The organism is Deltaproteobacteria bacterium (genome assembly GCA_019309545.1).
GTDB lineage: Bacteria > Desulfobacterota > Desulfobaccia > Desulfobaccales > Desulfobaccaceae > Desulfobacca_B.
This window is the reverse complement of record JAFDGA010000042.1, coordinates 1-11,529: the sequence shown is the minus strand read 5'-3', so window position 1 is coordinate 11,529 and position 11,529 is coordinate 1. Positions and strand designations below refer to the sequence as shown.

General features: G+C 52.2%; 16 protein-coding genes. 15 read left to right on the top strand and 1 reads right to left on the bottom strand.

Annotated elements, in window-relative coordinates; all coding sequences use genetic code 11:
- Positions 1-563 precede the first annotated feature (563 nt).
- Positions 564-1,418, bottom strand: coding sequence for a S24 family peptidase (locus JRG72_10580; protein ID MBW2135650.1), 855 nt, complete (start codon positions 1,416-1,418; stop codon positions 564-566).
- 36 nt (positions 1,419-1,454) lie between these two features.
- On the opposite strand from JRG72_10580, the gene JRG72_10575 reads away from it, so the two are divergent.
- From JRG72_10575 to traF, 15 genes are all read left to right on the top strand, one after another.
- A complete protein-coding gene (locus tag JRG72_10575) occupies positions 1,455-1,682 on the top strand; it encodes a hypothetical protein (GenBank protein MBW2135649.1) in 228 nt (75 codons plus the stop codon).
- Positions 1,683-2,167: 485 nt separating this feature from the next.
- On the top strand, positions 2,168-2,515 hold the full coding sequence (locus JRG72_10570; protein MBW2135648.1) for a hypothetical protein: 348 nt from the start codon (positions 2,168-2,170) through the stop codon (positions 2,513-2,515).
- Positions 2,516-2,528: 13 nt separating this feature from the next.
- Positions 2,529-4,076 carry a hypothetical protein gene (locus tag JRG72_10565; protein MBW2135647.1) on the top strand — a complete coding sequence of 516 codons (1,548 nt, stop codon included), beginning with the start codon at positions 2,529-2,531 and terminating at the stop codon, positions 4,074-4,076.
- On the top strand, positions 4,045-5,409 hold the full coding sequence (dnaB, locus tag JRG72_10560; GenBank protein ID MBW2135646.1) for a replicative DNA helicase: 1,365 nt from the start codon (positions 4,045-4,047) through the stop codon (positions 5,407-5,409). Before JRG72_10565 ends, dnaB begins: the two co-directional genes overlap by 32 nt.
- On the top strand, positions 5,409-5,609 hold the full coding sequence (locus tag JRG72_10555; protein ID MBW2135645.1) for a hypothetical protein: 201 nt from the start codon (positions 5,409-5,411) through the stop codon (positions 5,607-5,609). Before dnaB ends, JRG72_10555 begins: the two co-directional genes overlap by 1 nt.
- A gap of 97 nt (positions 5,610-5,706) precedes the next feature.
- A complete protein-coding gene (locus tag JRG72_10550) occupies positions 5,707-5,925 on the top strand; it encodes a hypothetical protein (GenBank protein MBW2135644.1) in 219 nt (72 codons plus the stop codon).
- Entirely contained in the window at positions 5,897-6,379 is a 483-nt protein-coding gene (locus tag JRG72_10545; protein MBW2135643.1) for a hypothetical protein, read from the top strand. Before JRG72_10550 ends, JRG72_10545 begins: the two co-directional genes overlap by 29 nt.
- A gap of 17 nt (positions 6,380-6,396) precedes the next feature.
- Positions 6,397-6,624, top strand: a complete 228-nt coding sequence (locus JRG72_10540) for a hypothetical protein (GenBank protein ID MBW2135642.1) — start codon at positions 6,397-6,399, stop codon at positions 6,622-6,624.
- Between the two features lie 25 nt (positions 6,625-6,649).
- Entirely contained in the window at positions 6,650-8,260 is a 1,611-nt protein-coding gene (locus tag JRG72_10535; GenBank protein MBW2135641.1) for a UvrD-helicase domain-containing protein, read from the top strand.
- Positions 8,226-8,633, top strand: coding sequence for a VRR-NUC domain-containing protein (locus tag JRG72_10530; protein ID MBW2135640.1), 408 nt, complete (start codon positions 8,226-8,228; stop codon positions 8,631-8,633). The genes JRG72_10535 and JRG72_10530 overlap by 35 nt, the downstream gene beginning before the upstream one ends.
- Before the next feature lie 12 nt (positions 8,634-8,645).
- Positions 8,646-9,191, top strand: a complete 546-nt coding sequence (locus JRG72_10525; protein ID MBW2135639.1) for a hypothetical protein — start codon at positions 8,646-8,648, stop codon at positions 9,189-9,191.
- A 111-nt stretch (positions 9,192-9,302) separates the two neighbouring features.
- Entirely contained in the window at positions 9,303-9,812 is a 510-nt protein-coding gene (locus JRG72_10520; protein ID MBW2135638.1) for a lytic transglycosylase domain-containing protein, read from the top strand.
- A 21-nt stretch (positions 9,813-9,833) separates the two neighbouring features.
- On the top strand, positions 9,834-10,163 hold the full coding sequence (locus tag JRG72_10515; GenBank protein MBW2135637.1) for a flagellar transcriptional regulator FlhD: 330 nt from the start codon (positions 9,834-9,836) through the stop codon (positions 10,161-10,163).
- Positions 10,163-10,630 (top strand): hypothetical protein, encoded by a 468-nt coding sequence (locus JRG72_10510; protein ID MBW2135636.1) that lies wholly within the window; start codon positions 10,163-10,165, stop codon positions 10,628-10,630. The genes JRG72_10515 and JRG72_10510 overlap by 1 nt, the downstream gene beginning before the upstream one ends.
- A partial coding sequence (gene traF / locus JRG72_10505) for a conjugal transfer protein TraF (GenBank protein ID MBW2135635.1) occupies positions 10,618-11,529 on the top strand: 912 nt, incomplete at its 3' end. The genes JRG72_10510 and traF, both read left to right, overlap by 13 nt.

Genomic DNA, 11,529 nt, shown 5'->3' with positions numbered 1-11,529 from the left:
GGCGCGGTGCTGTGGCGCAAAGGCTGCTTTGGCAATCAGAGCGACCAGGGCTGCCGTTTCACCGAGAGAATCCTCACCGCGGTTGCCACCCTGCGGCAGCAGGAACGAAACATTGTGGAGTATATGGTTGCGGCTATTCAAGCTCATCGTACTGGTCAACCGGCGCCGTCCCTCTTGCCTGTAAACATGTCAATTGCAGAGGCGGCCTGAACGGTTACGAATTTCCAAAAATACTTGAGTTTAAATTTGAAAAAAGCGAACTTCTCTCGCTGGGTTATGGTATCTCCTCCATTCTTCTTTGGTCTTTCCCCAGAGGAGTACCATGCCCATTTTTGCAACCGGTGTCAAATCAAGTCTAAACTACCCCACCTAATATAGAAAAGCAACTATCCTAACGACGGCCGCTTCCATAGTGGGCCCAATCCCCTTAATCCTCACATTCTCTTTTGATATATCCACCTGCCAGAACAACTGTCCGGTTTCCCGGTCTTGGAATTGCACATAGCCATAGCTCCAGCCGGCTCGGTGTATGCTATCCAGGGTCTTTTCCCAGTCTTTCAATATTATTTTACCCAGCTAGTCCAAGACCAGATCACCCGGCCGATGATCGGATTATATTTTGCATCCTTCTTTATTAAGATAGGATCATACTCCGGGTTGTCCGAAAGCAATATCCAAAAATCATCTTTTTCCCTAACCCGCTTGACGGCACAGCCACCCTCCTCATCCACCCGCACCGCATAAATTCCCTTCTGAACTAATGGCTTGGCTGGCGGCTTTTCTGTGGGGTCAACAATTATGATGTCGCCTGGTTTGAGGGTGCGCCGCATGGATTCAGCATTTTTCCCTAAACGCACCGCCCGCAGATCATGATATTGCCGCTTGCCAATCTCCGGCCTGTAAACCCAGACCAAACTTATGATATATTCCTCTGGGATTGTCCCTTCATAACCCGCTGCAATATAACCTTCCACCAATGGTACAGCAAGATAATCCTCGGTACGCAAATCCGAAGGAACATCGGGGTATTTGCCTACAATGGTAATTATTGGCTGAAGTGGTTGGAAGGTTGGAGGCTTTTTACCAAACAGAATATAATCAGCAGAGACATTAGCAAAATTGCATATTTTTATTAAATTCTCGACAACCGGCAAAGACACATTGTCTCGAACGTTTTCTATAACGCTATTATGAACATTTGCTTTTTTAGCGAAAGTCCCTGGTTTCCCGCCCGCTAACTCTTCGACAAGTTTCCATATTCTGTTCCTTACCGGTATTAATTCATTTTTTATTCTGGATTTACGTTTTACGCTTAAGACCGGGATTCCTTGATGGGCTTCAACGGGAGAATAGTGAGCTCCAACGGGATAAAAACTAATCAGGCCGGACCCCTCCTTGGGGATATCCCTTTTATGCATGTTATCACAGTTGTATAGGATTATACAAAGGATATTATGAAAAACATTGATCAAACCTTCCGTATCAAGATCAAGAGACTCCTGGTAGAGAAAGGGGAGACGATCACCTCCATGGCCCGGAAGATTGACCGGCCTTTTGGTTCGGTAGTCAGCAATGTCTATGGTTATCGGACCAATCAAGGGATAAAGGAAGCAATTGCCAATTTTCTGGGACATCCGGTAGAGGACATTTTTGACTTCAACGGTAATGGCCATAAAAATTAGCAACATGGCTACCCGCAAATCGGATACTTAAACAAGAATTTTCAAAAATACTACCTTTTTTTAGCGGATTTCACAATAACACTTTTTGCGAAAAGGGGTAGAAAAAAATCTCTTTGATAATGCAAGCAATGTTTGTCGGGCTGCTAATTTCCTCTGCCGGTTATACCCGAGACCGGAAATCGCGTTGCGTTGCAGCCCCGGAGACTGCATGTCCCTCGTCGCCAGGCGTCTTCGTCCATTGGCGCAGCGCGAATCGGGTAGTTGCCGAAAGGACAGTTTTTCCTTGACAAACGATACGAATTGAAGGATTATAAAGATGCTAAAACTCCAAAGGGCCGTTGACCCCGGCCTAAGCGGTCTTTTTTTATTACAACCTGAAAATCCATTTCCCGCTAGTATCCCGGTTACCGCGAGGGCCGGGGGGTCTCCTTTGGAGCCTTAGCAGTACTAGCGGGATTTTTTTGCCCGCCCTACGAGGTTGTTTGATGTCTGATCATATCAGCATTAAAAACAGCCCTTATCGGCAGATCGCCGAGGCCTGGAACCGTCTGGCCCCGAGTGATTTGCCCCGCGTTGAATTTATGGGGGAAAAGCGGCAAAAGATGCTGGCCGCGGCCACCAGGAAGTACCCCGACCTGGGCTGGTGGGAAGCCCTCTTTACCGATCTCCATCTCGTCAACTGGTATTCAGACCGCATGGGAATGACCTGTATCGACTTCGAGTGGGTAATCATTCACCGGGCCGGCCTGCGGAAGTACCTGGATATTTTAAAGAAGCGTTGTCTGCTGGGCGGCAGGCATCTGAACAATAACCATCTGGAAAGGATTGTTTAAAAAAGGAGGGGGTATGAGAGCCAGGAATCTTAAGCCTGGGTTTTTTAAAAACGAATATCTGGCGGAACTTGGGCCATGTGGCCAGCTATTGTTTGAAGGACTCTGGTGTATGGCTGATAGGGATGGCAAGCTGGAAGACCGCCCCAAACGAATACAGGCGGAGATTTTCCCTTATTATCAACCAGAACCAGACATTGAAACTCTTTTAAATAGTCTTCATCAATGCTCAGAACATTTCATTATCAGGTATGAGGTTAATGGAAAGAGGTATATCAAAATTCCCCATTTTTCCGAGCATCAAAGACCGCACTCAAACGAAAAACCATCAATCATTCCAGACCCGATCAATATTGAACTTTCCACCAAGGTGAACAGCACTTTCCACCAAGGTGAGCAGCACTTCGTACCAAATGCGGAAGCGCTTCGCCCTGATTCTCTGAATCCTGATGTACTGAATCCTGAAAAAAGTACCCCCCCTATATCCCCCCCAGCGGTTCCCCAGGGCGATTCACTTGGCGGCTCGCCTAGCGGCTCGCCGCGCGGCGATTTCATTTTTTCTCCTGGTCTTAAAAATGACGAGCTTGCCGAAGCCGAAAGCTCCACCGGCAACCACGATCCTGCAAATAAGACCAGGGAAAAATATCCTGAATTTTCAGAAATCGCTGAATCAGCAGCACCAGCAGTAATCAATTCGGATGTTTCGCCTTTTCAAAATAATCCAGAGGCCGAACCCGCGAAATCCAGCCCCGCGGCTTTCGCCGCGGTGGGAGGTCACGAGGTAACAGAAACTTCAAATTTTGCGGCGGCGGCGGCTGAATCGGCGGGCAATGTCTTGGCCGGGGCCGCGGCGGCACCGGAACCATCGCCGGCACCGGAACCATCGCCGGCACCCGACAGTCCCGAGGAGAAGACCAGGAAAGAAAATGTTGTTCCTTTTCCGCAAAGCCAATCCAGGCCTTTCCCTGAAATTGAGGCCGCTTCCAATTGCGGCGATGGCGATGATTCGGCTGCGGGATCGTCCGGCGGGCCGGAGCCGCCCGAGAATGTTCAATCAGGGCCACGGTCCGGCGGGAAGAAAAAGGCCAAGCCCAAAGCCGCGCCGGTTCCCTACCAGGAAATTGCCGATGCTTGGAATGAAAATGCGCCGGAAAACCTGCCCCGGGTGGCCAATCTCAACGACAAACGCCGGCGGATGCTCAAGGCGGCCTGGAAAGATTATCCTGACCTGGAATGGTGGCGGTCCTATTTCTCCGACATCCAATATTCGGACTGGCACGCGGGCCGGAAAGAGTGGACAGGGGCCGATTTCGAATGGGCAGTCAAAAACCGGGCTAAGCTTCGGGAATTTTTAAGCGTCCGCAAGCCCAAGCCCAAAGACTACCGTCCCCCGTGGCTGCCCCCGAAACAACCCGATCCGCCGGAAGAAGAGCTGTTGATGCCGGATCCCGACTGTCCGCTCTGTCACGGCGAAGGGGTAACCAAAGAAGGGCCTTGCAAATGTTTACATCCAGTAGTGGAGCGTAAAGACAGTGCAGCAAAACACTGCCAAAGCCATGCATAAAAACACCGCACAAGTAACACCGATAACCCCACCGTACACCTGGCCGGTTGATTTTGAAGCGGAGCAAGCGGTTCTGGGCGCGATTCTGCTTCAGCCGTCGGCTTTGCAGGAGGTAAGCGGTCTTCTAAAACCGGGTTATTTCTTGCGGAAAAGCCACCGGATTATCTTTCAGTGCTTGCTGGACCTGGACATGGCGGGCAAGCCGATTGATCTGGTGACGGTGACCGCTTATTTGCATGACCAACAGATGTTGGACCGTGTGGGCGGGCCGGTTTTTCTGGCCAATCTGAGCGATCAGGTCGGCAGTGCCGCCAACGTCGCTCACTATGCCCAACGGGTACGGGACAAGGCTCTATTGGATAAGACCAGGAAATTAGCCTTAAAAATTATCGACGCTTTACAACGGCCGGTAGCCAAGGCTGAAAAATTTTACGACCGGGTGGAGGCCGCAATATTCAGGATAGGCCAGGAATTTCGAAAGAGCAATACAGCCGCGCACCTGGCTACCCTGGTCCAAGAGGAGACCGAAACCTTAACCAAAAATAATTCCTCTCCAGGCATTTCTACAGGGTTTCTGGATGTAGATCAAATGTTTACCTGGTCGCCAGGGGATGTAGTCGTTTTGGCCGGAAGAACCTCGATGGGAAAAACCAGTCTGGCTTTGAATTTCGCTTTACGAGCGGCCCGGAACGGCGCCGGGGTGGGATTTTTTTCTCTGGAAATGACCGCCTCGCAACTTACCCGGCGACTGATGGCAGCGGCCGGTCAGATAAATGCGGAAAGGTTAAGGGAAGGCAAACTATCTCAGGCCGAGTGGACCTCCGTGCATCGAGTTAGAACCGATTTGGAACAACTGAACATCATCGTGGATGATGCCGAGGCGCGGTCGATTTTGGAAATCAGAAGCGAGGCCCGGCGATTACGAGCAGCGCAAAAACTAGATTTTCTCATTGTTGATTATTTGCAACTGGTAAAGCCGGTACACCGCGGTCGCAATCGGGAGGAGGAGGTTTCTGAGGTTTCCCGGGGGTTAAAGGCGATGGCCAAAGAGCTCAAAATTCCGGTATTGGTATTAGCGCAATTAAACCGGAACTGCGAGTATCGCACCGACAGACGCCCTGTCATGGCGGACTTGCGGGAATCCGGGTCCATTGAGAACGATGCGGATATAGTGCTTCTGCTCTATCGGGATGAGTATTACGATTCCGGTTCTCAAAACAAGGGTCTGGCCGAGGTTAACATCGCCAAAAACCGGAACGGCAGGACGGGGTTGGTGAAGCTTACCTACCTGGAAGAGTTTTTGCGGTTCGAAGATTATGTTGGGAGCGTCTAATGCAGCAATTAAGCCTTCATACCTTTCATTGCTTGTGTCCCTGGTATCCCCTAACGTTTCAGGGGGAATGTACACGCTATAAATACAGCCCGAAAGAAGAAATCTATTATTGCTCGGCTAAGGAAAATCCTACTGGCATTTGCGAGTGGGCCGGCAGGCCGTGGCGGGGCGATAGCGAAGACGACGGCTATCCGGATTAGGACAAAATATCGAAATCTGCTCAAAAAAAGTGCGTTTTTGGAAGTTAGCCGTCGAATCAGTTCAGTAATCTTTAGGAAAAAAAGCCAGGAGGAGTTCATGGAGACAGTAACCAAAAACAGCAACAACGGTGCGGCTAAGCGGATTCTTGGCTATCCGGCCAGAAAAGGAGGCCAGGCAACCCGAAGACGGATGCAGACTTCGGGAATTTTACGCGGCGGCGTCGATAGTTACGAGCAGATCATTGATCTGTTGATCCAGAGCGGAGATTGTAAGATGTGTCGAGGCGTTGGACAAGAGGAGAAGCCGGGGCGGTGATCATAAGTCAGCGGAATACCAAGCTAAATCAAAAGCGCCAGATGGCGGCATTGATTCTAGATCGGCTTCTGCCAAAGCTACTGCCCAAACCATCGGCATCTCTCCCCGCAAGGTGGAACGCGCCCGCACCGTCCTGGACAACGCCGACCCCGAAACCCGTGAAGCCGTAAGGGAAGGCAAGAAATCAATCAACCGGGCCTACCAGGAAACCCAGGCGAAACGAAAGGAGACCGCGCAGGTGATAAAAAACGAGTCGGCCGAACTCAACCATCGCCAACGGATATTAAGCCAGGCCTGGGCCGAATTGGATGCTTGGCGAAGGAAGTATCAGATGTTGCCTGAGTTGTATCCACTGTTCAAGGCTCTGGATTTGTTTAGGATCAAACTGGCCATAGCCAGCCATCCAGATAATAGGGAAGCCAGCGAAAAACTCATTCCCACAATCTACCAATAGTCGAAGGGGGAGACGAGGTGGCTCGGCAACGGAAGAAGGACCGAAACAAAACGGCAAACGTCGATAACCGCGGCAAATTAGTCCGGGAAATCAAGAAAATATACCGGCGGCACGGCTATCGGCGACACGGTTGCCCCCTGGAAAAATTTGCAAAACCGGAACTGGAAGCGCACCTGGCCATGCTGCGGGCCGGAAGATACCCGTGGATCACCGGGGGGAACATCGAAAACAGACGGCACAACTAATTAACAAGGGGGAACAAGAATAGTCTTGACCACTCACTCTCTGACCGATGAACAGCAGGCGGTGATTGCCGCTCTGGACCGACACGAGCGCGTCAAGGTTTACGCCCTGGCCGGCACCGGCAAGACCACCACCCTCAAGGCCATTGCCCAGGCTTACCCGAAAAAAAGAATGCTTTATCTGGCCTTCAACAAGGCCATCGCTGACGAAGCCAGGATGAAGTTCCCGCCCAACGTCGAGGTGCGGACGGTTCATTCCCTGGCCTTTTCCCGGCTCGGCAAGTTTTATCGGCACCGGTTGTCGCGTCTGGACTATTTCGAGATTGCCCAGACCCTGGGGATGCCGGTCAAATCGGTGTTCGAACGGATCGGCCATTTCCAAAACTTTCTGAACTCCGACTGTCCTCTGGACCGGTCGGCAATCGCGGCCCGGTTCGCAATCCAGGATTGCGACGTATTCCTTTCGAAAACTACTCTAAAAAGGTCTTTTTCGACCGAAAGCGCCGCGTTTTATCCGGTAACCTGTCTTAGCAGCTACCAGGAGAGGAGAAACGTATCCAAAGAGATCGCTGATTTTATCATGCGGTTATATTACGCCATGAAAACCGGCAATCTTCAGGTTGATCATTCCTTCTATCTCAAAGACTTCCAGCTCAACTTCGCCTCCTGCGGATTAGCCCGGGCGTACGACGCGGTTCTCCTGGACGAGGGCCAGGATGTCAACCCGGTAATTCTGTCCATCTTCGAGCAGTTCCAAGCGCGCAAGATCATGGTCGGCGACCGGCATCAGAAGATTTACGGTTTTCGGGGGGCGATCAACGCCATAGAGGATTTCGCAGCCGACCAGACCCTGTATCTTACACGCACCTTCCGCTTCCACGGCCAGGACCAGGTCAATGCGGTCAACGACCTGCTTTATCACCTGAAGTGTGAAAACAATCTGCTGAGACCGATGCGGACCGACCTGGCGGGGAAAAGCTGGACCAGTTGCACCATAACCCGGTCCAACGCCAGACTCATCGAGATGCTGCTCGGCAATCCCGGCCTCAAGACGGTGCGCCATCCCGGCCAGTACTTCGAGCCATTTTTCAGGATTTTCGATCAAAAGATTCGGGTGTCGGATTTAAGCCTGTCGTTTCCGGATTATCTGGACTGTTTGGAGGAGATGGCGGAAAAAGCTCAGGATCTGGAAATCTCGACCTGCGTCAAGCTGATCAAGCGCTACGATTGCAATCGGGAAGTTTTTCGGCGGTTGTATGAGAAAACCTTGCGCAACTATCAGAACGGCGGTGACAGCTATCTGGGGACGGCGCACAGCACCAAGGGTTTGGAGTTTGACCAAGTGGTCATGGCGGACGATTTTCGGTGTCCCAGGGACATCTTGGAGCAATTTTTGAAGGACCAGCCCGAACTGTCTCGTCAGTTTTGGGACCCCGACGCGGATTGTCTGGTGATCCCCTGCGACAAGCTGCGGCAGGTTTTTGCCAGGTTGTTTGACAATCTCTTAAAAGAAGAAATCAATCTGCTCTATGTGGCCATGACCAGGGCCAAAGGGTTGATAGAAATTCCCAGCCGCTATCGCATTGCCGGAGAGTATTGGATTGATGTTCCCAAAAAATTCAGGTTGCAGACTGTCTGATCGGCTCAGTTCCGAATCCGGGGAACAGGCGGCCCTGTTCGCCTGGGCGCGGCTGGCGCAGGGCAGGTATCCCGAGTTGCGGTTGCTCAACGCTTCCCTATCGGGAGTGCGCCTGTTCCCCGGCCAGGCGAGGAAGGCGAAGACCTTGGGGATGGTCAGGGGCTTCCCCGATGTCTTCCTGCCGGTCCGGAAAGCGGGCTACGGCGGTCTGTTCATTGAGTTAAAACGGCCCCGAGGCGGGAAATTAACCCCGGAGCAGCGGGCCTGGTTGGCAGAACTGGGCGAGCAAGGCTACCTGGCGGTTTGCTGCCGGGGATTTGAGGAGGCCCGAACGGTGATTCAAAGCTACCTGTCCGGGAACCCTCAAGGATAGAAAGAAATAATCATGTATTCCTCAGAAATTACAGTAACGGCCTTTTTCCCCTTGTACAAGTATTGCTACGTACTCCACGATCAGGACGGCGATGTTTGGATGTTTCAGGAGCGGTTGGATAACGGTTTGTATCCGCGGTACACGCTGGCCGGGAAAACCCTTTCCCGCGGCCTCAGACACACAGCCAGTTTGTGTGGCAGTTTCAAGTGCGATTTTCATAATAACCGCATCTCGGTTTTCATTGAGGACATCATCACGACCAAGCAAGACAAACATTTGGGTACCTGGATGCTTAACCGGTTGATAGATTTTCTCAGGCAAGCCGGCAAGACCATTCAGTTCGAGGAAGTCTTCGGGGATTTTAAGCCCCGCGACAAGGAGCAGGCTCAGGCCTTTTTCTCTCGGTTCGGATTTTCCCGGCGTCTGTTGCCGTCTGGCCGGGAAAGAATCTTTTGTCCAGTCGAAGAGTTGCATTTGATGGCTACCAAGAATCTCAAGGAACTGGATTTTCAAGAAATCGTTCAGGAGTGGTATGCTGCCAAGTTTGATACTGCATAAACGAGGAGTGGAATGTTAGAAGCTTTATTCACCGCATTATTACTGAACCTCGGAGCCATGAACATGGATGTCCCCTCAAAAGCGACGCTTCCGACGGTGGAGACGTGTCAGTTGCAGCACGAATTTCCCGGCAGGATGTGGAACCAGGCAGCCTGTGAACATGGCGTTGATCCGCTGTTGCTCTACAGCGTCGCCTTGTTGGAAAGCAACCGCAGACACGGGGAGAGTAAAGTCAGGCCTCACCCTTACGCCCTGCATTTTAACGAGGCGGGCATTTCAATCTATGCAGCCTCGAAGCGCGAGGCGAAATTCGTTCTGGACCACGTGCAGACGGACAATGTGGACATTGGCCTGGGGCAGGTTAATTACCATCATCATAAAGACAAGGTGCAGCGTCCGGAAGATTTATTGGATCCGGCGACCAACCTGAAGGTGGCCAGTGCGATATTGGCGGAGGCTTTGGCCTCTACATCAGACCTTGAGTTAGGGGTGGGCCGGTATCACTCCTGGACAGAATGGCGGGCCCGGGCTTACGGCAGAAAGGTGCTGGCAATTTATCGATCTCTTAAAAACTTCGTCCGAAGGGAAGCGGATTTGGACGTCTGCAAGGAACGCAGTTAGCGCGGAAAGGAGGTTTGGTTGGTGGAAGACTGGAGGAAAACCATAAAGTGTCTTAATCTGGCCTACCTGGCGATGGTCAAGGAGATAGGAGCCGACTCCAAAAACCAAAGTTATGTCCAAACCGCTTTCGGTTTAAACAAAGACACTCTGAAACGGTTGTTGAACTTGGATCTGGCGGAAATCGAACAGATCGCCAATGCAGGCGCAACCCTGTTTCGACTCAAGAGCAACCATTTGGAGCAAGTCAGGAATTCCTGCCGCAAAGGGAGTTCCGAACGGATTCTCAGTCTGGTATCCGCGGGTTTACTGACTGATAACGAAGATGTAGAGGCGAAGGGAGATAGTCGGTAATGTTGGCCCAGAATGTATCAGCCTGGAATACGGCGATGAAGATGATCCGGGAGGGGTTGCGGCCGCCGATAGTGCATGCCGCCACCGGATTATGTCGGAACCGTTTGCGGAGCTTGTACCGCGCCATGCATGGCAAACCCGCGTCTCAGGGAAGGATCTCGGAATATGCTCATAACCGTCTCAAAACCAGAAGTCAGGTAATAGAAGGCACGGCCTTTTATCAGACGTATTATCGTCTGGGGGGCGAAAAGATTTTCCGGACCCTGGACCACAATTTGGTTATTGATGCGTACCGGGCCTACAAGGCCATTGCTCCCAAGGGGATAGACGCTACCACTGCCTGGTATATCGCCCGCGACCTGCGGGAGAAAATTCTGGCTCCCAGGCGTTGCCAAACCTGCGGCGGGACGTATCTCCACGACCCCCGTTCCGAACTGATGTCTTGTTGTCCGATATGCGGAGTTTAAGTTTATTTCTGACTTTGGCCTTATTTATCGGCCAGCTGTTTCTGACCGCGGACCGTGGCCTTGCCGGAAGGTGGTATAATGACCATGAGCGCGGCTGGTTCTGGTATGAGGATCCTCTTGAGGAGGCGGCGCCGGCGGAGCCGGAGGAACCGCCGTTGCCTCAGGCAACAACAATCGAGCCTGAAGAACCTGAAGGCCCGCCGGTATTGTCTGCCGAATGGATCCGCCAGAACCTGGAGAAATATCGGTTGCTGGCCATTGACGACCCGACTCCGGAGAATGTTGCCGCCTATATGTATATTCAGCGGGTCATGCTGGATAAATCGCAACGGTTTGCCGAGCAGGTCAAGCACATTGTGCAGTTGGACCCGTACCTGGACCAGGGAACCCGCAGGCCGATAGCTTCCTATGGCGGGGCGCAGTTCAGCAAAGAGGCCAGGGCGGCGCAGGAGCAGCTTCTGGCCCGGATTGCCCAAAAAGCCGGAATATTCTTTTTCTTTCAGAGCCGATGCGGCCACTGCGAGATTCAGGCCCCGGTGCTCAAGAGTTTGCAGGACCGCTACGGTTTTACCATTTTCCCGGTTTCCATAGATGGCCGGCCATTGCAAAACAATGTGTTCCCCCAATATGTTCGGGATCGGGGTCAGGCTCAGAATTTGGGAGTCATCCAAACTCCGGCGATGTTTTTGGGCAGGCCTGAGACCGGGGACGTCATTCCCCTGGGGCAGAGTACGCAATCACGGGATCAGCTTGAGCAACGCATCCTGGTGGCGGCCCGGGACGCCGGCTGGATAACTCCCGAGGAATACAATCGCACCAGAGGTTTTGACACCAGATTGGCTCTGGACTTAAGGCCGGATTCGCTCCCTGGGGGGATAAGCGAGCAGGAATTGGTGGGT